Here is a 23959-nt window from a genome sequence, read left to right as displayed (position 1 = left end):
TGCTGACATATTCTATGTATTACTTGAAGTACTTAACACCTGATTCGAATATCTTAATGTCCTGCTCACCATATATATTAATAGCAACACTGTCGCCGCGTCTCTCAGAATGTGCCATCTTACCGAGCATCTTCCGTCTGGGCTTGTGATACCTTCAATAGCCATGTATGAACCATTGATATTCCACTCTTCATCCATAGATACATTACCGTCAAGGTCACAGTACTGTGTAGCAACCTGTCCGTTAGCAAAGAGCTTATCAAGCCATTCCTTAGGAGCAACAAATCTTCCTTCACCATGTGAAGCTGGGTTGCAGTATACTCCGCCAAGTTCAGCATTAGCAAGCCATGGGCTTAAATTGCTGACAACCTTAGTATATACCATCTTAGATATATGACGGTTAATTGTATTAAATGTAAGTGTAGGTGACTGTGCATCCTGTCCTGTAATCTTACCATTAGGTACAAGACCAAGCTTGATAAGTGCCTGGAATCCATTACAGATACCAAGTGCAAGACCATCTCTCTCATTAAGTAGCTTCTCAACTGCTTCCTTCATCTTGGCATTACGGAATGCTGTCGCAAAGAACTTGGCAGAACCATCTGGTTCATCACCTGCTGAGAATCCACCAGGGAACATAATAATCTGTGCCTGGTTAATAGCCTTCTCAAATTCATCTACAGACTCTCTGATACTCTCAGCATCAAGGTTCTTGAATACCTTAACGATTGTATCAGCACCGGCTCTTTCAAATGCCTTGGCACTATCGTACTCACAGTTAGTTCCTGGGAATACCGGGATAAATACTGTTGGCTTGGCAACCTTATTCTTGCATACATGTACGCTTGGTGCTTCATATAACTTGCTTTCAACCGGTGTAGTTTCCTTAGAAGCCTTAGTTGGGAATACACCCTCAAGGGTATCAGCCCATACGCTTAATGCTTCTTCTACATTAATTGAAACTTCCTTGTATGTGAACTTACCATTATCCTTAACAGTACCAACCTTAGTATAGGCTGTAGTAATCTCTCCAAGCTTATCTGCTGGAACTTCTGCAACGATACAGCCATAAGCTGGTGCAAAGAGGTCATCTTCCTTAACATCTGCACTGATCTCGAATCCTAACTTGTTACCAAATGCCATCTTGCTGAGTGCTGGTACAAGTCCGTTAGCATCAAGAACATATGCAGACACGATTGCCTTCTTCTGGATAAGCTCATGTATTGCACTGTAAAGAGCCTTAACCTGTTCAAAATCCGGAAGGTCATACTGATCCTTCTTAATATCAAATCTGACTAATACATCACCATCATTCTTAAGTTCAGGAGTGATAATATCTCCTTCCTTAGCTACATCAATAGCGAATGAGCAGAGTGTTGGTGGAACATCAATATGTTCAAATGTTCCTGACATACTGTCCTTACCACCGATTGATGGAAGTCCGAATCCCATCTGTGCTTCATATGCACCAAGAAGTGCAGCAAATGGCTGGCTCCATCTTTCTGGATCTTCTGTCATTCTTCTAAAGTATTCCTGATATGTGAATCTTATCTTACTGAAATCACCACCGGCAGCAACAATCTTAGCTACAGAATCTGTTACAGCATAGATTGCTCCATGATATGGGCTCCATGATGAGAGATATGGATCAAATCCATAAGACATCATAGTTACTGTATCGCATGAACCCTTAAGCACTGGAAGCTTAGCAACCATGCTCTGTGTCTCTGTAAGCTGATATTTACCACCATATGGCATATATACTGAACCGGCTCCGATAGAACCATCAAATCTCTCAACAAGTCCCTTCTGTGAACATTCGTTAAGGTCTGCTAAAGTCTTTAACCACTTACCGCGTACATCTGTAACCTTAACCGGCTTAAGATAATCGTCTTCCTGTGAAGGAATATCAACTACAACCTTAGTCTCCTGATGAGCACCATTAGTATCAAGGAATGCTCTTGAAATATTAACGATATCTTTGCCTCTCCAGTTAAGAACAAGTCTTGGCTCTTCTGTTACAACAGCAACCTCAACTGCCTCTAAGTTCTCTTCAGCAGCATACTGAAGGAATTCCTTAACATCCTTAGGATCAACAACAACTGCCATTCTCTCCTGAGACTCTGATATAGCAAGCTCTGTTCCGTCAAGTCCTTCATACTTCTTAGGAACTTTATCAAGATCTACCTTAAGACCTGCTGCAAGCTCACCAATTGCAACGGATACACCACCTGCACCAAAGTCATTACATTTCTTAATAAGCTTAGTAACCTCTGGTCTTCTGAAGAGTCTCTGCATCTTACGCTCTGTAGGAGCATTACCCTTCTGAACCTCAGCACCACAATCCTCAATAGACTTCTCTGTATGAACCTTAGATGAACCTGTAGCTCCGCCACATCCATCTCGTCCTGTTCTTCCACCAAGAAGAATAATGATATCTCCCGGGTCAGAATTCTCTCTCTTAACTGCACTTCTTGGAGCAGCAGCTATAACTGCACCAATCTCCATTCTCTTGGCAACATAATCAGGATGATAGATTTCTTTAACATATCCTGTAGCAAGTCCGATCTGGTTACCATATGAACTGTATCCGTGAGCTGCACCTGTGACAAGCTTTCTCTGTGGAAGCTTTCCATGAATTGTCTCTGATACCGGAACAGTAGGGTCTGCTGCACCTGTAATTCTCATTGCCTGATATACATATGTACGTCCTGACAATGGATCTCTTATAGCACCACCTAGACAAGTTGCTGCGCCACCAAATGGCTCAATCTCTGTTGGATGGTTATGTGTCTCATTCTTAAAGTTAACAAGCCATTCCTCTGTCTTTCCATCGATCTCAACCGGAACAACAATTGAGCAGGCATTAATCTCATCAGATTCTTCCTGATCAGCTAACTTACCCTCAGCCTTTAACTTCTTAGCACCCATAAGTGCAAGATCCATAAGGCATACGAACTTGTCCTTACGGTCCTTATATATTTCTGCTCTGTCTGAAAGATACTTGTTATATGTAGCTTCCATAGGGGCTTTATAGAATCCGTCCTTAAACTTAACATCTGTAAGCTCTGTTGCAAATGTTGTGTGACGGCAATGATCTGACCAGTATGTATCAAGTACTCTGATTTCAGTCATAGAAGGATCACGCTTCTCAACACTAGCAAAATGTTCCTGAATGAACTTAAAATCCTTAAATGTCATGGCAAGTCCTAAAGAATCATATAATTCCTTTAACTTATCCTCTGGCATATCCTTGAATCCGTCAAAATATAAAACATCAGCAGGAGTCTTGAACTCAGTAACTAAAGTTTCTGGAATATCCTCTGCTGCCTGTCTTGAATCAACCGGGTTAATGCAGTGTTCCTTAATCCTGTTCTTCTCCTCATCAGTAACAGTTCCTGTCAATACATAAGTTACAGCAGTCTTAATAACCGGTGTCTCATTCTCGTTAAAGAACTTAACACACTGCTCTGCAGAATCAGCTCTCTGGTCGAACTGTCCTGGAAGATACTCTACAGAGAACACGAAATCGTCCTTTCCTGCTGGAAATGTTCCCTCATAAACATCATCTACCGGTGGCTCAGAAAAAACAGTAGTAAGTGCCTTCTTATATGTTTCTTCTGAAAGATTCTCAATATCATAACGGATAAGAACTCTTACATCTGTAATAGTCTTTATTCCAAGATATCCTCCTATCTCCTCAAGTAATTCTTTCGCATTAACTGCAAATGGTTTCTTTTTCTCGACAAAAACTCTCTTTACGCCGCTCATATCTTCCTCCTGAGATTAGTTATATTAATTATTAATATTTAATCATTGTATCACAATAAAACATATTTTCAAACAACTATTCATGCATTCTTCTTATTATCTTGTAAACAACCTGATTACCCATTACGGTAGGACCTGTATGTGCAAAGAAAACAATACCGTCTGTCTGTGATATTATCTCACTCTTAACAGTACCCTCGCATGGATCAAGAATCTGTGCTATAAGCTCACCATGATATACAGGGTCACCCGGCTCTTTAAGTCTCTTGTAAAATCCTGCATCATAAGTCTTGACTGCCATAAGGTCAAATTCGTTGATAACACTTGCAATATATCCACTGTGATTGTTGTACTTAAGAATACCCATTCTGGTTAAAAACCTGAGAACAGATGACACAGCCTGTCTTGCAGACTTCTCATCAATCATATCTGTGCTGTTAGTATATATTGAAAATGCATTAGTACCATTCATCTGCCAGTTATAATTAAGTGTCACTGTATCCATTGGCTTCGGCTTTCTAATAACAACGTACTGAAGTCCGAACAGATTGGCAAGACTCGCACTCTGGAATCCCGTATCCATCATCTTTACATGAGGAATAAAATCACCCGGCATATAAAAGCTTGCAAAATGTATGCCATAACTGTAACCCTTAATTCTGTCAAAAAGTGTTCCTGCTATCTGCTTGGTTGTATCTCCATTAACATCCCCAGGAAAAGCCCTGTTAATATCAGAATTATCTGTGGGCCAGAATCTCTTTCCAACATTCATGGAAAATCTGTTAACAGATGGGATAACAAGAATCTCATGATTGTGTGATATTGCGCCATGAGCCTCAAGCTCTTTAAGTGCTTTAACAAGCTGCGAACATATATACAACTGCTGTATCTCATTACCTCTTAATGCACCAACAATACATGCCGACTTCTCACCACCGCCGAATCTATAGCCTTCTATCTGATAATCTTCTCTATATATACCCTTTAACGAATAAATAATCTCTTTCTTCATTATCTGCCACCATAAACTCTTGCTATAAGAGCCCCCTTATGTACTACCGGATTCTCTCTTAATGTAAATATAATTCCGTCTGTAGGTGATTCAATTCTCTGGATTATCCTTCCCTCAATAGGCTCAATAATATCTCCTATATGAGTTCCTATTCCAATCCTTCCCATAGAATCAACTGCTGATACGAATATTCCGCTTTCCTTAGCAGTAAGAAATGTAACCTCACCCTCTGTAGAAATAATAGGTTCATTCACATTCTTTGGCTCATCATCCCATATTCCCATATGAGACATAAGGTTAAATATACCGTCAACAATATCCCTGCAATACTTAGGTGTAATTCTGTTCCCAACACCCATCTCCGTAACAAGAGTAGGCACACCAAGATGGTTAAGACTATAGGCAAGAGTTGCATCCAGCACAGTAATTGAAGAATATATCCACACAAATTGTGCATTCATCATCTTCGCATAAGGAAGAAGCTTTTCCTGCGTATCATCATTAATCCTTACCTGCGGCATTTCATTTACAAATATATTGCTTGAATGGATATCAATACACAGGTCACTTCCAATAATATCTTCAATAATGCCTGCTGCCACATATTCAGCCATCGCTCCATTATTATCGCCAGGAAAAACCCTGTTCATATCAAGGTCAAACATAGGAATTCCTCTTGAACCCGTATCAATACCAAGAGGGTTAATATCAGGATAAATGTCAACAATTCCTTTAAGCTTATCCTTTTCTCTCTCAATTCTTCTTATAATCTCATAACATATAAACTGGCCATCAAGCTCATCACCATGAGTACCTGTAACAATTGATATTCTTGGTGCGCTGTGGTTCTCATCTCTATTCATAAGTCTGTTCTTCCTGACTACCAGTCTTTCATGAACTGGAAGCTCAACAGAAACAACTTCTTCTATCATATCATTCTCCCATAATTCCCCGGATTATCAATATCCGGACCTTATTAATATCTGCTTGAATTTTATCACACATGAAATATGTCTACAAGTCTTGTTCGTCCCAGAAATCGCGTATACATCTGTCGGCATTGCCAAGTGTCACCGGATATATCCTGTTCCACTCCCTAGGATACATGCTCTCATACTCTCCAGTCATGAATCTGTCATCCAGAAGTGCAATAACGCCCTTATCTGTATCAGTTCTTATAACTCTTCCTGCTGCCTGAAGAACCTTGTTCATCCCCGGAATAACATAAGCGTAAGAATACCCATTTTTACCGAATTCATCAAAATAATTCCTTAAAATGTTACGTTCCCTGCACACCATTGGAAGCCCTGTTCCAACAATGACAGCTCCAATAAGGCTCTCATCCTTTAAGTCAATTCCTTCGGAAAATATTCCTCCAAGCACACAGAAGCCTGCAAGCGAAGCCCCTTCTGGAAGTTCCTCGTAAAATGCTGATAAGAAATTTTCCTTGTCAGCTTCCTTCATAAAACGTCCCTGTACAAGCACATTAACACAGCTTTCTGGTAAAAATGTATCTTCTCCACCACATTCGGTCACATTAACACCACTTTTCCACCTGAAGCACTCAAGAACACTCTCCATGTAAGAATATGACGGAAAGAACACCATATATCTGCCGCTTCTGCCAGAAATCATATGCATAATATAATCATGTATCTTGGCAAACTCCCTTGCATTTCTTCTTGTATAACGGCTTGTCACATCAGTGGCCACGACAATTCTCTTATTATCAGGTTCAAAAGACGAATGTGCATACACCGCCCTTTCTGACACATCACCAGAAAGCATTTCCTTAAAATAATTCACCGGAAGAAGTGTAGCTGAAAAGAATACCGTACTTCTGCCCTGTGAAAGTCTCTCACTTATGTTACCTGATGGGTCAACACAGTACAGATGAACAAGAAAGTTTCCATCGTTATCATGCTCATTATAGTATACATATTTTTCATCAGCACAGTCATACATATTAAGAAAATGTCTCAACACAAAGAAAAACTCGAGCAGCTCATTAGTCACTGGCTCGCCCTTATGTCTCTCCATGAACTTCTGCATAAGTCCCATGACACGTTCAAGGCTGGCTGGGAATGTGCCAAGACCGCTCACAACCATGAATGTATCACACTGTCTTTTATATTCGAGCAACTGCTTGTTACATCTGTCAAGTGCACCTGCAAGCCGCTTGTCCATCTCCTTGACAAGCTTCTTAGCCGCAAGAAAATCTTCTTTTTTCAACACTGCGCTGTACATTTCTCTTGCTCTGTCCACAAGGTTATGTGCTTCATCCACAAGAAACACATAATCACCCTTCGCACCATTGCCAAAATACCGCTTAAGCGACGCATCCGGGTCAAATACATAATTATAATCACATATAATTCCATCACACCAGTACGAAACATCAAGTGACATCTCAAACGGGCAGACCTTATGCCTGTTGGCATATTCCATGACATTATCCCTTACAATAACCATCTGGCTCGTTATTATGTCATACACAGCATCATTAATCCTGTCAAAATGTCCCTTGGCATACGGACATGCAACAGGGTTACAGTTACGCTCATCAAGTGGACATATTTTGTCCTTAGCTGTAAGAGTAACAGTTCTCATATGAAGCCCGTTATCCCTCAGAATAGCATAAGTATCCTCTGCAACAGTTCTCGTTATCGTCTTGGATGTCAGGTAAAATATCTTGTCTGCCATCTGCTGTCCTAACGCCTGCACAGCCGGGAACACAGTAGACAACGTCTTTCCGACACCTGTAGGTGCCTGAATATATAGATTGGTATTATCTTCAATAGCCCTGTATACACTCACGCACAGATTCTTCTGTCCCTCCCTGTATTCATAAGGAAACTTAAGTTCTCTGATTGATTCCGTCCTTTTTAGTCTTTCATCAAATGTATAATCAGTCCATCTCTTAAAGCCTGTAATCAGCTTATTAAACCACTCTTCAATACGTTCAAATGTGTACTCTTCCAGAAACTTGTTGATTGTCTCAGGCTCAGGAGTAACGTAAGTCATCTGGATTCCAATCTTTGACAGCTTCTTCTGGCTTGCATATATATAGCCATACACCAGTGCCTGGGCTTTATGCACATAGACCGGTTCTTTCAGCAGAGAAACATCTGTCTGCATAGTCTTTATCTCATCAATTATTACATCGCTCTCCGGCTCTTTATTGCCATTCTCATCATAATTAATATCTGCAATAATACCGTCAGCCCTGCCTTCCACCTGTAATACATACTCAATCCCTAAGTCAGATACAAGCGGTATCTCAATCTTTAAAGGCACTTCGGCATGATACATAGTGCCCATGCTGTGCTGGATTTTCCTGTGAATCCTTGCACCCTCCTGCATGATTTTCACATCATTGCTGCCGGTATTCCTGTTGTCAATATCACCTTCTGCACACATGAATTCCACAAGATTTCTTACAGATATTCGAAAGCAGTTTCCATTTACAGAGTACATACTATCTCCATTCAATAATGTTCTTCAATATCGTATATATAGCATTGCCTGTCTTTCCGACTCTTTTCACCTGTTCCATGTAATTAAGCATTGCAAGTACGCTGGCAGCAGTCTGCCTGTCAATATGAGCCGCATTTGCAAAATCTGCTGAAGTAAAGTTATTCTCAAGCCCTTCTGGTACAAACTGCATATAATCCTGCGGGCAGTCCAGCTCTATAACCTTTCTTATCCCCACCGGAATCCTGTCATAGCGCACACTCCCGCGCTTCTTATCGTAACTCCAGCCATTAAGAAGCTTATATTCTTCTATATCAATCAGCAGCAATGTAACCTTAAGATTTGGATTTTTTAAAAATGCTTTAATCTTATACAGCTCAAACATCGCGTCATACATGGAACACCGCTTCGGAGACTTTCTTCTTGAAGTAATATCCCCAGTCTCCGGCTCTATCCAGCTTAAATACTTCTCATAAGGCATAGGGTACACAACTCTTACCTGATATTCATTCAGGAACACTGACAACTTATCCCTTAACTTGTTAAGCTGCCTCGTCTGAATCTCAATTATCCCATGTTCATTATATATATCAGCATAATAACCGTCTATTGCAACCTCATGATTATCTTCATCTGGTTCATAATACATTTTTAATACCGCATGCAGTGTCTTTTCCGATAAAGTGCCTATCCCCTTGTCATTATGGCTCTTGCCGATTATCTTTTCCTTCGCTTCATCGAAAGCCCGGCTGTCTATATATTCTATTGGTTCATTGGAAGATTTCTTCTTCGGCATGGCTTATTCCTCATCACAACATATGTTCTATCATGTTATCAAGTATCTTACGATTGTCCGAAAAAATCAACCCTATGTGACAAATGCCCTGATATATTATAGAAATCCATTCTATAACCATCAGGGCATTAAGCATTTATTTACTTATCTTCATCGTCAATATCAAACAACTTTAATTCTTCAACATCATTCTTGCCGGATTTGTCATCACCGTAAGATTTGTATAGTGAATCATCTTCGTCAAAACCAGTATCCGCATCGAAGCCAGCGTCCTCGTCATCCTCACTGTCTTCATCATACTCTTCTATCTCTTTCTCAGTATACTCATCAAGGTCAACTCCATCTTTAGAAGCCATATTAAATACCTTCTTAACCTTAGAAAGCTTAGCAGCCAGTATAATTGTGACAATGATAAACGCTACGATTATCACACCAAGTATTGTAATTATTGTAAGCCAGAACCTGTTACCGCCAAATGTCTTATTATTATCAGCTTTGACAACTGTATCAGCATTTGTTGTCTTAACAACAGAATATGCCTGTATAGTTCCATCACTTACTCTGTATCTGAACCAGCCTTTCTCGCCAAGTGAGCTTACTCCGTAGAACAGGCAGTACTGTCTATCGGCATCCATAAGCACCTGTACCTCTTTACCGTTCATGGTAAACTTTGTAAGAGCATAGCCAGCCGGTTTCTCTAGCGAGTTCGTTATAGGCAGAACAACGTATGTTATCTCTGGTTCTGCAACAGTATTGTATGGTGAAAATGTTTTCGCAGTCTCATCATAGATGTAGAACCCGCCTTTTCCATCTTCACTTTCAAGATACATAAGGATAAGACCTGTCTTTATGCCTTTAACCGCATTTATCTTCTGACCATTATAATCATAGTCAATCTCCTGATATCCATCTGGAATTGTGATTCCTGAATAATCCTTTACAACCGAATATTTCTTTCCATCTATTGTAACTGTTCCATCGTCATTAACAGTCTGGGTTGATGTCTCAGTAACCTCTTCTGTCTTTGACTCAGCCTCTGTTGTTGCTTCCTGACCATCCTCAAGTCTTGTTGTATATATTATATATTTCTTAACTGAACCATCTTCTGCAATAACTGTAATTGTTGTTGTATTGCTTCCCGGGTCCATTCTTCTACCGCTTATGCTTATCTTGGCAGCATTGTCATTAGCGGCAGCACTTACAACAAGCTCTGTAACATCAGCATTAACAGTTGCATTGTATGTTGTCCTGTCTGGTGAAAATGCTGGTGAAAGCGTTCCCGGACTTATCTCCAGGGACTTAAGCGTGTTGTCTGATGAGTAGCTGGCTGGAGCCTTTGCTGTGACCTTTCCAGATGAGGAACTGCTGACTGTTGCACGTTCACCATTAACAGATATCTTTGCATCACCTGCAACACTAAGCGTCGTTGTTCCTGCTGCAATAACTTCAAAATTCTGCGAAATTGATACTGTAGATCCACTCGTCATCTCAAGAGCTGAAAACATCACAACTCCACTATTAGCTTTATCAACCGGACGAATTATAGAATTATCATAAGAAACATTAATTGTCGCTCCATCTATGTCTTTATCAGCAGATATAGTAACTGTTACTGTAACTTCACTTCCAACTGTACCACTTGCCGAACTAATAGATACAGAAACCTGCTCATCAGCCTTTGCATAATATGCAGGAACTAATGATATACCCATTATAAATATTCCTATAAAGGCAATTAATCTTTTTATATTTTTCATAGTAATCCTTTCATATGTTACTTACTGATTCACATCTCCTAAACCTAGAATATATCTCTTTATAACAACAAAATCGAATAAATCTATTTCTCCATCTTTATTACAATCTGCAGCCTTCCAATATATTCCGGATGGTTCTGAAATTCCCAATATAGACCTTTTAACAACTACAAAGTCAAACAAATCAACTTCTCCGTCACCATTAGCATCCCCATATAAAACAATCTCATATCTGCTGACCTCTTCGCCAGAAGAATTATATGTTATAAGAATATCTCCAGTACCGACTAATCCATCCTTCTCATTGCCATTCTTATTAAGTATCTTAGAATAAGCACCATTATAATTATCAATCTTATCAAGTACATCCTGGACATAACCTGATACAGTTAAACCACTTATGTATTTTTCATCTTCATCAACTGATAATGTTGTTGAAAATCCCGGATAAGCAACATCCGGTTCTGGATCTGGTTCCGGTGTTGGATCAGGTTCTTTATCCTGTCTTACAATAGTTATAGTATAGTCCTGATCATCGCCATTAGCTGCCGTAACAGTAATTGTAATATCATTACTTCCAACTGAAAGATCATGATACCCCAGTCCACTTACATCTGCAGAAGAATCAAGTGCTGAACCGCCAACATATACAGATGAAGTATCATAATCAACTATAAGACTATACTCTGTTGTATACAGACTAAATGTCGGTGTTAATGAATAACCTTCAACATATAAGTCAGATAATCTGTTATTAGGGCTGCCGTCTCCTGTTGGAATTTCACATACATTTTCAGGCATATTCTCATATACAGGTATTCTGAATATAAATGCTATATTGTTCTTATTACTGTCGCTATACCCCTGTGCGCTCTTAACTGATTCACTTCTTGGAGCAAGTACATTGGTCATATACTGATGACCTCTTCCAGTCATATCAAACTTTTCATAATAAAGAGTATTCTGACCTCTGTTTATATAACTTTTCCCAAGATATATTGCTCCACCAATAATAGATTTCATTCTTGTATTCCAAGGTCTTAATGTAGATGAATCTGGATAAGAAGCATATTTAAGTCCATTCTGGACTGCTGTCAATCCTCCACTAGCATATGCCCCTATATTGTAATAATTATAATAACCCCAGTAGTAGCCAGACTGTGTTCCTGATATGCTGCTTCCATATCCACTGTTACCCTGCTCCTGTAATATTCTTGAAGCAAGATGATATGGGCTTACCCCTGATTCCTGTCCTGCAAGCAGCAGACCGGTTATATATGTATAATTTCTTCCATCATATCTCAGGTCATGGCTTGAATTTTCCATAAATGTACCATCAACCATACTCTCAAGGCCGCTCTCATCCTGTAATGAACTGTCAAATGAAAGATTTTCAAACATAAATATATTATCTGCATTAAGGAAGTTTCTAGGGTCAAGTGCATATTCAACAAGTGCAGATGATGCCTGAACCCAGCCACCTGAATCAAGCTGTGTATACTTTCCTGATTCCCAGTCATAGCAGCCATCAGCAACCGATTTCCATGATGACTTTGCTGAACCATATGTAAGGCTTCGGCCAATCACATTCTGGTTTTCCAGAACATCAGACCAGTCTTTTCCATTATGGTCCGCCACAAACACCCAGTTAGGATACTGCGCATGAAGCTGTCTTAAACCATCCTTATAACTATCCGGGAATCCCTGTGAGTCAAGGTATTCCTCAAAATCCGCATCCGGCTTATAATCATTTCTTTTATCAACAGTTATGTAGCCACCATATATATAGCCTCTTTCATAGCTGCCATTAAGATAAAAACCTATGCCATACCATGTGTCGCCGTCATCGTCAGTTGTCTCTTCGTATATATCAAACTTAAAGCCACCATCCACCTTGGTAATGACTGAACCACTGACTGGTGATGTCCTTATACGAAGATCTGTAACATCATAATTAACATGCCCCTGACCAATAGCTTCCTCCGCCTTGGTATTAAGCACAGAAGTAACCGTAAGGCATGTCAGCACAAGCATACATAACATGACACCAATTGCGGCTATTCTTTTTGCACTACATTTGTATCCTGATTTCATGTAATCACCTGACTCCTGAATGTATAGTATTAGTTTCTTCCAAATTCTGAAAGCTTTAAGCCCTCATTTCTCTCAAGTACCATATTAACAGACCAGCTATTGGCAAATACCAGAAGCGGATTGCCCTTAAGGTCTTTAATCTTCTTCATATCTGATGTACCAACAATTCTGTTCACATCAATTTCCTCAGGATTCTCAATCCAGCGGATATGCTCGTATGGAAGCGGCTCAAGTCTGATATCAACACCGTATTCATTCTTAAGACGGTATTCGAGAACTTCAAACTGAAGGACACCAACAACTCCAACGATAATCTCTTCCATTCCTGTATTGAACTCCTGGAATATCTGAATCGCACCTTCCTGTGCAATCTGGTTGATACCCTTAATGAACTGTTTTCTCTTCATAGTATCAATCTGTCTTACTCTTGCAAAATGTTCCGGTGCAAATGTAGGTATACCCTCAAATGCAAATTTCTTGTTAGATTTGCAGATAGTATCACCGATAGAGAATATTCCCGGATCAAATACACCGATAATATCTCCTGCATATGCCTCATCAACAATATGTCTCTCCTCCGCCATCATCTGCTGAGGCTGGCTGAGTCTTATCTTCTTGCCACCCTGTACATGGTTAGCTCCATTCCGGCTTCAAACTTACCTGAACATATTCTCATGAAAGCAATTCTGTCTCTGTGTGCTTTATTCATATTAGCCTGAATCTTGAATACAAATGCTGAGAAATCCTCAGTAAATGGATCAATAACTCCCTGATCAGACTTTCTTGGAAGCGGAGAAGTTGTCATTGATAAGAAATGCTCAAGGAAAGTCTGTACACCAAAGTTAGTAAGCGCTGAACCGAAGAATACCGGTGTAAGGTCACCAGCACTTACCATTTCCTGGTCAAACTCTGCACTTGCTCCGTCTAACAGTTCAATATCTTCATGAAGCTTATCATAGAAAGCATCACCAATTCTGTCCTTAAGAACAGCCTCATCTGACGCGTCAACAATCTCAGTATCGACTTCCTTCTGTCCATTCATTGCTGCCTTGAATAAAGAAACATTTTTCTCTTTACGATCATACACGCCCTTGAATTCCTTACCGCAGCCGATAGGCCAGTTAATTGGGCATGTAGAGATTCCAAGTACGCTTTCAATCTCATCAAGAAGCTCAAATGGATCATTAGCCTCTCTATCCATCTTATTAATAAATGTAAATATAGGAATGTGTCTCATAACACATACCTTGAAAAGCTTGATAGTCTGTTTCTCAACACCCTTAGAAGCATCAATAACCATGACCGCAGAATCTGCTGCCATCAGAGTTCTGTAGGTATCCTCTGAGAAATCCTCATGTCCCGGAGTATCAAGAATATTAATACAGTAACCTTCGTAGTTGAACTGAAGACAGAAGAAGTTACCGAAATACCTCTTTCCTTCTCAATCTCCATCCAGTCAGAAACCGCATGCTTGGCAGTCTTCTTACCCTTTACAGAACCTGCAAGGTTAATAGCTCCTCCATAAAGCAGGAACTTCTCTGTTAATGTTGTCTTACCAGCATCCGGGTGAGAGATAATGGCAAATGTCCTTCTTTTCTTAATTTCACTTTCTAAACTCACTGTTTTACTCCTTTATAACATAATACAAAACATAAGCCTGTGACGCAGTCTTTAGCTTCACAGGCTTACTCTAATCAATAGTCTTGGAATTATTCACGGTTAAGACCGAACTTGTATGAAACCTCCGACTTGTCATCAATTCTTCTGAAAATGTTGACTACTCTGTCCATAACCTTCTCGAAATCTTCCTCATTCTCAACCTCAACAGAAACAACCTGTCCGTCTTCCTTAATAACTGCGTCCTTAACAAGTTCTAAAGCCTTGATATCTTCCTCAGTCTGGGCAATCTGCTCAGGTGTTGTTAACATCTTTGATTTACTCTTATACTTAACAGCGTATGTTCTTGTCATCATATCCTCCTATCGGCTCTTCGTAGCAATATAATCTCATATGTCATTATATTATATATCAAGAATTAGAATTATGCAATGGGTTGAAAAATCCGATGTAGATTTTTTATCTTTCTTCCGTTTGAAATTGTATTTATGAATCACTCATGATTGTTGTTCAGACTGTAGAATAAGTCAGTGGCAACCACTCTACATGTACTCAAAGCTAAGTTTGAGTACGGCAAAAGCATAATGCCTACGAAAATGTATTTTTTACATAATTTAGTAGTCTTTGGCAACTCGCCGGCTTCATTCAAGATAAAATACATATGGCACTACCCGTAAAAAAGGACTGACACCCTAACGACTCTCAATCGTCAGAGCACCAACCTTTCCATGACCAATCAGTCAATCATCCAATTATACAGTTAGTATTTAATTACTTGTCTTAACATTCATTACTGAACTTCTTACGACCTTACCTTCAGCGTCCTTGACATCAATGTAAAACTCTCTGTCTCCGGCACTTCCGGCTGTCCATGTTATCTTGTTGTTAGCATTATAATTCTGAACAAGACCCCAAGTCTTAGTTGTCTTGTTGTATACAATAAACTTGTACTGATAGTTTCCTGCTCCGCCTGTTGCAACACCGCTTATTGTAACCTTACCGCCGACTTTATTGGCATTTGTGCTTATTGTGGCAGTAACTCTCATACCATTTCCAACATTAACAGTATTAACAGCACTTCTTACAACCTTATCGCTTTCATCCTTTACATCAACATAGAACTGTCTTGTTCCTGCTGCTCCTGCAACCCATGTGCATGTATTACTGCTGCTGTAATCCTGAACCTTACCCCACTGCTTTGTTGCTGTGTTATAAACGATGAACTTATACTGATAACTTCCGTTTCCTCCTGCAGCATTAGCAGTAAGCTTTACTGAAGCGCCCGGATTAACCTGTGATGCCGATGATTTAAGTGATACATTAAGACCTGTCTGTGTACTAATATTCATTGCTGCACTTCTTGCAACAGTTCCGTTTGAATCCTTAATATCAACATAAAACTTTCTGTTACCTGCTGATGCTCCGGATGCATTCCATACGCATGTATTCTTACTGCTGTAATCCTGAACAATTCCCCATTTACCTGTATCTACATTGTAAACAATGAATTTGTACTGGTAGTTACCGCTTCCATAATTACCTGATGCTGTAAATTCAATGTTATTATTTACATACTTATATGACGCCTTAGCTTCAAGCTTCTTGTTAATGCTTATGAGTGCAGAACTTAATACTTCCTTTCCTGTACTGTCCTTAACCTTAACATAGAATCTTCTTGAACCAGGTGAAGATACCCATGTAAATCCGCTTGTCTCACCGTAATCTCTAACAACGCCCCATTTGCCTGTATCTTCATTATAAACAACAAGCTTATACTGATAATCTGAAGAACCGCCTGATGCATTTGCCTGAATATTAATAACATCTCCATCCTTAGCACTTCCTGATGGTGATATTACCGCATTAATTGACAATGGCTGTGAATAATTCTTGAATGTTATTCCATTTGTCTTAGCATAACTTTCTGCCTCAGATCCAGCTTCACCTTCAATTACAAATGTTGATTTAACATTGTAGAATGCATTTTTTTCTATTGTTCCAAGTGTAGAAGGAAGTGATGCAATTGAAAGACTATTATTATATCCAAAAGCATATGCACTTATAGACTGGTTATTATAACCATACATTCCTTTTTCCAATGAGAATTTTTCAAGGCTTGTACAACCGCTGAATACATAATTATCTATGCTTACATAATTACCAGGTATTGATATACTTGCTAATGAAGTACAGTTCTGGAATGCATATGAGCTTATCTTAGCATCTGTATCACCTTTAGCTATTATTACATTTTTTAATTTGGCACATCCATCAAAAGTATTTCTGGAAATGTTCTCCACTGTTGATGGAATTGTGACAGATTCCAGTGTATTACAATACTGGAATGAATTATTACCGATTGTTTTTACACCTTCTGGAATTACAACCTGTGGTAATGAAGAGCATTTATAAAATGCATAACTTCCTATTGAAGCCAATGTTGTAGGGATCTTAACATCTTTTAATGATGTACACTCACTAAATGCATAACTTCCTACGCTCTGATTAGCAAAATCATACGAACTCTTCTTATACTCAAAACCTGTAAGACTTGTACAGCCTTCAAATGCACTATCACCTACGCTGTTATAATTACCCGGTACAACTACATTTTTTAACATTGTACAATTCTTAAATGCTCTATCGCCAATTACAGCCTCAATATTCTTATCTCCTGCAATATTAACAGATGTTAATTTTGAACAATTCTCGAAAGAACCTCCATAATATGTTCCTCCAATACTGCTCACTGTAGAAGGAACATTTACAGATGTAAGATTCTTGCAGTCCATAAATGCAGCTGCAGCTATCTTAGTAACTCCCTCTGGTACATTCAGCTTATCAATGTTAGTATTGCGGAATGCATGTGTATCAATTGTTTTAAGTCCTTTTTCAAGTGTTACGCTTGTCAAAGATTTGCAATCTCTAAACGCTGAACTGCCTATTGTATGCTCAATGTTATTAACTGATTCATCATACTTTACGTTCTTTAATGATGTACAATTCTGAAATGCGCCATCACCAATTTTGCTGTAATTACCAGGAATAACAACTGATAAAAGAGACTGGCATCCGCTGAAACAATCCTGTCCAATAACCGCCTCTGCAATTCCCTGTTTAAATGTTATATTTGTAAGACCAGTACAGTTCTCAAATGCTCCTGCTGTATAACTGTCAGTCACCTTTGTTACTGTAGATGGAATCTCTACTGACTTCAAAGATTTACATGACTGAAATGCTCCAGACTTAATAGTAACAAGTCCTTCTGGAAGTGTCAGCTTTGACAGTCTTGTACAATTAGCAAATGCATTCTGTCCAATAGACTTTACTCCAGCCGGAATATTAATCTCTGCAATCATACTGTCATTGTAAAATGCCTCTGAATCAATGCTCTCAAGACCTGTACCTAATGTAACCTGTGCAAGAGACTGGCATCCTTTGAAAGCATAAGATGCAATTTTATGAGTTATTCCCTTTACTGATGGCGAATAAGTAAGAGTTTTTAAACCTTTACAATTTTCAAAAGCACTCTGCTGTATTTCACTATAATTACCCGGAATCACAATTGAAGTAATTGCTGTACAGCCTGAATATGTATTACCGCCCATTGTAGCAGCCTGAATTCCTTCTTTTATGGTTACAGATGCTAATGATGTGCAATCTTGAAATGCTCCTGTACCATAGTCGCTTCCAATTGTCTTTATTGTCGAAGGTATTGTAATCTTATTTAAAAGCTTACAACCGTTAAATGCTCCACTTCCAATTGTTGTAACACCCTCTGGAATATCTACAGATGTAAGCGATACACATTTTGAAAATGCTTCATAGCCAATATTTGTCAGTGAATCTGGTAATGATACACTCTCTAACGATGCACAACCACTAAATGCATTATTATCAATCTTTTTGTTGTTTCCATTATTAGAGTATGTAAATTTCTTAAGTGAACGGCAATCTTGAAAAGCATAAGAATATATCATCGTATAATTCCCTGGCACCGTAATCTCATTTAAAGAGGTACACCCTTTAAATGAATTGCCACCAATATAAGCATTCTGCGTACCCGCTGCAATAACAACTGTCTTTAAGTTAGCACAATTTTCAAATGCTCCTGTATTATAGCTACCTCCTATTTTAGTTACCGAGGCTGGTATCTTAACACTTGTTATCTTATTGTTATTGCTGAATGCTCCATACTGAATTGCATTAACAGTATAACTGCCTATTTTTTCTGGAATAACGATATCCGTACTCTCCCCATCATACCCGGTAATCGTCGCATATGAACCACTTGTTGAATAATATAGTCCATTATAAGATGCATCACTTGACGCATACAGTTCTACTGCATAAGAATTATCTCCACTTACCTGTGATGCCATAACTGGCGACACCATTACATCTGATGTCATAATAACTGTTCCCATTGCCAGCGACATTCCTGTCGCAACAGCTCTTTTTATCTTCTTTTTCATAATCCCCTTTCTGTTTCTCTATGAAACATTAAATATTTTTCATACAAATGATACACCTGCTAACATCTATTAATCAAGCAATTTAGTCAAATATATAGTAAAAATTATCACTAGTAATTACACCACATGTACATAAAACTAAATTAGAGTGATGCAAAAGCATAACACCTACGAAAATGCCGTTTTTATACAATCTAGTAGGTTTCCATACCAGTGTTTCATCACTCTAGTGCAGCTAAAGACCTACTAAACAACTGCCTTAAGCAAATATAGTAGGTCTTTTCATCAAACTATTGACATGCTGGAAGAAAAAACACAAAAATCCCGTCGCAAAACACCCACGAAATTCATAACAACAATTGAATTAGTAGGCTTCTTGCAAGTCTTTGTTTTAATTCAAGATAAAAAAGACATACGCAATTATTCATATAATAAGCGTTAGTAGGTTTTTCGGCAAAACACATAAACAAACACAGCAACTACGCAAAAAAGAGCCAGCACCCCAACGACTCTCAATCGTCAGAGCACCAGCCCTTTCCATAATCAATTATTTAATTAACCAATTATTCAATCCGCCAATTATTAATTGCTAGTTTTCACATTCATAACAGCACTTCTGACAACATTCCCATCAGCGTCCTTAACATCAATATAAAACTCTCTGTCTCCTGTGCTTCCGGCTGTCCATGTTATCTTGTTATTAGCGTTGAAGTTCTGAACAAGTCCCCACATCTTAGTTGTCTTGTTGTATACAACCATCTTGTATGTGTAGCCTGCCTTACCGCCTGACGCTTCTGCTGTGAAAGTTATCTTATCTCCCGGCTTTGATGCCTTGGCGCTTACTGTAGTCTTAACTGACAATGCCCCTTCGCTGCCGATTGATACATTGACAACCTTGCTTCTTGTAACATTGCCGTCAGCGTCCTTGACATCAACATAGAACTGTCTCGTCCCGCTGCTTCCGGATGTCCATGTGAATGTGTTCTTACCGCTGAAATCCTGCAGCTTAAACCACTGGTTAGTTACCGGATTATAGATTAAAAACTTATATGTGCAGTTACTTATACCAGCTGAAGCCGTAAGAGTAAGCTTTTCTCCTGCTGAAAGCGCAGCTGCACTCGCCTTGAGCTCCGCAACAGGCTTAGATACTACAACAATATTATTAACTCTGCTTCTTACCACATTGCCGAGGCCGTCCTTAACATCAACATAGAACTCCCTGTCGCCGGCATCGCCCGCAGTCCATACAAATGTGTTGTTTTCAGAATAATCCCTGAGTTTAGCCCATACCTTAGTTGTTTTATTATAGACAATAAACTTATAAGTAAAGCTTCCGTTTCCACCCTTTGCCAAAGCCGTGAAAGTAATCCTCTTTCCGCTTATAGGACGTGAACCCGCATCATTACTCATTTCGCATGACAATTCATCATTGCTTCCTGAAACATTTATCTTCACTTCATTGCTTCTTACAACCTTGCCGCCTGCGTCCATGACATCAACATATATCCACTTTTCACCCGCATATTCAGGTGTCCATGCAAATGTGCTGTCAGCAGTGTAATCCTTTAACTTAGTCCACTGTTTTGCAATCGGATCATACATAATATATTTGTAAGTATATATGCCTGTGCCTTCATTGCTCAAATGAGTACTTATAGTTACTGTACCGCCTTTTTCAATCTCCGACTGGTCTGCCTCAGCTTTTACCTCAAGATTATTGTTCTCATCAACTTTAAAATGTACAATCTCCGTGAAATTATAACTGCTTCTGTTACTTGCAATATCAATAACATCCATGCACCTCAGTCCCCATATACCCGGTGCTGAACCCTTAGGAAGAATAACATTAATATCATACTCTTTCCATTCTGCAGGATCACCCTCAAAATATGTCTTATCATAACTATCTGAATAGAACCAGTAATGATGAATATTTCCCTGAGGGTCTAAAAGTTCATATCCGCCATAATTAAAACCTGACAAATCATCCCTTATGTAAACCTTTATAGCCACCTTTGTCTCGCCATCCGGATTCTCTGGATGTGTAGGAACTGCTGATATAGATATCTTGTTGACATCCAGCTCCGGTGCTTCATAATCAGATTTATCACTCACATATTTAAATGTCGTATAACTCTTTGCTCCTGAACCATCCTTATAGAAATTATAACGTGCAATATTTCCTGCCTCATCCGCAATCTCAATATGCTTAACTGCATATACGCCAGATGACTGATATTCAGAAAAATCAAACTGAACAGTACATATTCCAGTTGCCTGATCAATTATTCCCCAGGCAGCCTTTGAGTAAGAATCTGTTGATTCATTTGCAATCTCACAATAACAGCTGTTAATGCCTTCCTTTAACTTAACGTTATCCTGTGCCTTAAACCTTACAAATACATGAGTAACAGTATGCCCTTCACCAATGTCCTCTGTTGTTGTGTCTATATGCATAGAATCATCAACATACTCAGGTGCAGTTGTATCTGCAAGCGGATTATTGATGCACAGTTTCCAGCCAAAATTATTATCATTACAGTATCTTTCATTGCCGGCATTATCGTGTAAAGTTAATGACGTACATTTCCAATAACCGCAGTTAGAATATCTGCTGATGTCAAATGTACCTGACAATTCGGAATTATCCCCATCTACCGGATAAAGCCATGTCTCATACATCTGATTTCCTGTGGAGTCAGTTATACGCATCAAAGCGTTGTCTGCACCATATTGAGAATCACCGTGTGTATCAAGCTTTATAGTAACCTTAACCTGCTTGTCTTCCTCGGCTTTACCTGTAGTTTCCAGTTTCATATCAACAATTCTTCCCGGATATGCGTAATCTGGATATAGATTATATACATCAAACTGCAGATCTCCTCTTATCTGCGTTTTGTATATTTCGCCATTCATAATGTAATCTCTTATAAAATTATATTTTTCAATGGCTCTCGCCTCAAGCTTATCTGGATTGACAATATATGAAGCTACAGATTCTGCCATATCCTCATCAGGATTGATGTCATGTCCATAGGCTGAGACAAACTCCGTCTGCTTGCTTGTTGACCAGCCGGATGCAGCAGTTTTATCCTCATGCCATCCGCCTATCTCTTTCCATTTGCTCTTTAACGAATCCGAAAAAAGATACTTCCATAAAAAATGTGTCTTCTCATGCAGTATCAGCCTGAATGTATCTGATATCTGCTCCCCTGTAAATGAAGATTCCATAAATTCAATATATCCCGGGTCATTATTAACCCATGACACAGCTGCTGCCTCTGGATAAATAGGATTCTTAGTACCATCTGTTCTTCTGACAAGATACTTCAAACCATCAATTTTATGAAATCCCTCCGGCATCTCCTGAAACATGCTGAGAATAGAAACCAGCTCCTCCGACTTAAACATCTGGAAAGCCGCCTCAGTTTCATCAGTTACGCCTTTAGTAAGCTGCTCATAGTCCTGAATCTTAATTGAACAGCCGAATTTATTAGTCAAAATATAATCAACAGCATCAACATCCTCACCTGAACGTGTTACATAACGAACAAGTGCGTTATACAATCTGTTTGAAAAATATGTACCAACAGTTTCATTTACCTTAGCTTTTCTTGGTACTGAATTATTAAAAGCATCTATTGATATCTCAACAACATCAGTCTCATCACCATATGTAATTAATAAATCGTTATTGATATGCTTCTTTGTGAGAACCCATTTGCTCTGTTTAGTATTATAGTTAGGTATATCACTGTATAATTCATAGAATCTCGCCGCATAATCCGCACTCCACGATTCTTCCTCATCACTTAATATAATTCCATATTCATCATATAATTTTACAGAAGCCGATGAATCACTTGGATACATATCTGAATCCATAAATTCCACTTTCCAAGGTTCCACTATACCGGCACTTTCCTCATATCCAAAATACGTCTCGTCCGCTTTCCACTGATAATAATAATCAGTGTCACTCATCTTCGAAACCGTTAATTGGGGAATCTCATTTACACCCTCACTAACAACAACCTTCTGCGGGTCTGGAATACTGTATCCTGCTGTGTCTATCTTAATAAAATATGTTCCGCAGGCTATATCGTTAAATGCATAACCCCCATCCGCATCTGTCTGTGCATTATAAGAAATGTAGTTGTTATACATAACTACCGTTATAGTATCATTATCCTGTATACCAGTTACTGTTCCAACAGCTCTGGTGCTGCTTTCATCTTGTACAGACGCATTAACAGCGTAATAATTACTGTTTACAACACACGTTGCTATAATTAAACATACCAGTAGCTTCTTTGCAAATGTTTTAAAACTCTTCATGGCATCTCCTCCTCGTACGGTTATTTAATTGTTTCACATATTGCTTTATTGATATGTTATCACTATATGTACTTTAGTTCAAGGTTATAATAAAAACAGCTGCAAAAATTCTTTTATAATGCTAAAGCCGGAGTGATTATTCATCACTCCGGCTTAAAATGCATGCTGCCGCCTGCACTATTGTCTGGTAATCTATATTCAAATTCATTGTCGCTTGTAAAGTCACATTCTGATGAATAACTATTACTTGCTGTATTGATGTAATGAAGACAATATGTATATCCAGGCACACCGCCTTTGCCCTGAGCCTTAATCTTCACAGTATCACCCACAGATGCTGTAGTACAGCTTGCTGATACTTCAATATCAAGAACTGATGTATCTCTTACAATCACTTTGCCTGTATTACTTCGTGTAACATTGCCGTTTGAATCTTTAACATCAACATATATATTTCTTTCTCCGGCTGAACCAGCTGTCCATACAAATGTACTATCACTGCTGTAATCACGAAGCATATACCACTGTTTAGTTGATGCATTGTCACTTGGACCATCTATCCATTTTACGAATGTGAGGTCTGTTGAATATATATAGGTTTCGTTGCTTGGATTAACAGCATTAT

General features: G+C 38.9%; 10 protein-coding genes and 2 pseudogenes. All 12 read right to left on the bottom strand.

The window, feature by feature from the left end; translation table 11 throughout:
- Window positions 1-19: 19 nt before the first annotated feature.
- Window positions 20-3771 (bottom strand): annotated as a pseudogene (locus DW963_RS05495) (phosphoribosylformylglycinamidine synthase).
- 76 nt (window positions 3772-3847) lie between these two features.
- Entirely contained in the window at window positions 3848-4783 is a 936-nt protein-coding gene (locus DW963_RS05490; protein ID WP_012738815.1) for a M14 family metallopeptidase, read from the bottom strand.
- Window positions 4783-5715: a M14 family metallopeptidase gene (locus tag DW963_RS05485; protein WP_117914172.1), complete on the bottom strand. Its 933-nt coding sequence runs from the start codon at window positions 5713-5715 to the stop codon at window positions 4783-4785. Before DW963_RS05485 ends, DW963_RS05490 begins: the two co-directional genes overlap by 1 nt.
- Before the next feature lie 82 nt (window positions 5716-5797).
- Window positions 5798-8260, bottom strand: a complete 2463-nt coding sequence (locus DW963_RS05480) for an ATP-dependent DNA helicase (protein WP_286169070.1) — start codon at window positions 8258-8260, stop codon at window positions 5798-5800.
- A 1-nt stretch (window position 8261) separates the two neighbouring features.
- Window positions 8262-9053 carry a DUF8091 domain-containing protein gene (locus tag DW963_RS05475; RefSeq protein WP_117914171.1) on the bottom strand — a complete coding sequence of 264 codons (792 nt, stop codon included), beginning with the start codon at window positions 9051-9053 and terminating at the stop codon, window positions 8262-8264.
- A gap of 140 nt (window positions 9054-9193) precedes the next feature.
- Window positions 9194-10765 carry a cadherin-like beta sandwich domain-containing protein gene (locus DW963_RS05470; protein WP_158568626.1) on the bottom strand — a complete coding sequence of 524 codons (1572 nt, stop codon included), beginning with the start codon at window positions 10763-10765 and terminating at the stop codon, window positions 9194-9196.
- A gap of 66 nt (window positions 10766-10831) precedes the next feature.
- Entirely contained in the window at window positions 10832-12904 is a 2073-nt protein-coding gene (locus tag DW963_RS05465; protein WP_117914169.1) for a dockerin type I domain-containing protein, read from the bottom strand.
- A gap of 29 nt (window positions 12905-12933) precedes the next feature.
- Window positions 12934-14524, bottom strand: a pseudogene (locus tag DW963_RS05460) (peptide chain release factor 3).
- Window positions 14525-14613: 89 nt separating this feature from the next.
- Entirely contained in the window at window positions 14614-14877 is a 264-nt protein-coding gene (locus DW963_RS05455) for a hypothetical protein (protein ID WP_147347582.1), read from the bottom strand.
- A 411-nt stretch (window positions 14878-15288) separates the two neighbouring features.
- On the bottom strand, window positions 15289-18996 hold the full coding sequence (locus DW963_RS05450) for a leucine-rich repeat protein (protein ID WP_117914167.1): 3708 nt from the start codon (window positions 18994-18996) through the stop codon (window positions 15289-15291).
- 582 nt (window positions 18997-19578) lie between these two features.
- A complete protein-coding gene (locus tag DW963_RS05445; RefSeq protein WP_117914166.1) occupies window positions 19579-23334 on the bottom strand; it encodes a hypothetical protein in 3756 nt (1251 codons plus the stop codon).
- Window positions 23335-23477: 143 nt separating this feature from the next.
- Entirely contained in the window at window positions 23478-23852 is a 375-nt protein-coding gene (locus DW963_RS05440) for a hypothetical protein (RefSeq protein ID WP_117914165.1), read from the bottom strand.
- Window positions 23853-23959: the final 107 nt, after the last annotated feature.

The sequence above is a fragment of the Eubacterium sp. AM46-8 genome, assembly GCF_003466705.1.
In the GTDB taxonomy this organism is placed as follows: domain Bacteria; phylum Bacillota; class Clostridia; order Lachnospirales; family Lachnospiraceae; genus Lachnospira.
Note: the sequence above shows the minus strand (reverse complement) of the source record. Positions and strands in the feature narration are given on the sequence as shown.

What these genes read in the sequence shown, in the direction of transcription:
- DW963_RS05490 (WP_012738815.1), bottom strand. Translation starts at nt 4,783, where the DNA reads ATGAAGAAAGAGATTATTTATTCGTTAAAGGGTATATATAGAGAAGAT.
- DW963_RS05485 (WP_117914172.1), bottom strand. Translation starts at nt 5,715, where the DNA reads ATGATAGAAGAAGTTGTTTCTGTTGAGCTTCCAGTTCATGAAAGACTG.
- DW963_RS05480 (WP_286169070.1), bottom strand. Translation starts at nt 8,260, where the DNA reads ATGTACTCTGTAAATGGAAACTGCTTTCGAATATCTGTAAGAAATCTT.
- DW963_RS05475 (WP_117914171.1), bottom strand. Translation starts at nt 9,053, where the DNA reads ATGCCGAAGAAGAAATCTTCCAATGAACCAATAGAATATATAGACAGC.
- DW963_RS05470 (WP_158568626.1), bottom strand. Translation starts at nt 10,765, where the DNA reads ATGGGTATATCATTAGTTCCTGCATATTATGCAAAGGCTGATGAGCAG.
- DW963_RS05465 (WP_117914169.1), bottom strand. Translation starts at nt 12,904, where the DNA reads ATGAAATCAGGATACAAATGTAGTGCAAAAAGAATAGCCGCAATTGGT.
- DW963_RS05455 (WP_147347582.1), bottom strand. Translation starts at nt 14,877, where the DNA reads ATGATGACAAGAACATACGCTGTTAAGTATAAGAGTAAATCAAAGATG.
- DW963_RS05450 (WP_117914167.1), bottom strand. Translation starts at nt 18,996, where the DNA reads ATGAAAAAGAAGATAAAAAGAGCTGTTGCGACAGGAATGTCGCTGGCA.
- DW963_RS05445 (WP_117914166.1), bottom strand. Translation starts at nt 23,334, where the DNA reads ATGAAGAGTTTTAAAACATTTGCAAAGAAGCTACTGGTATGTTTAATT.
- DW963_RS05440 (WP_117914165.1), bottom strand. Translation starts at nt 23,852, where the DNA reads ATGCTTCGTGATTACAGCAGTGATAGTACATTTGTATGGACAGCTGGT.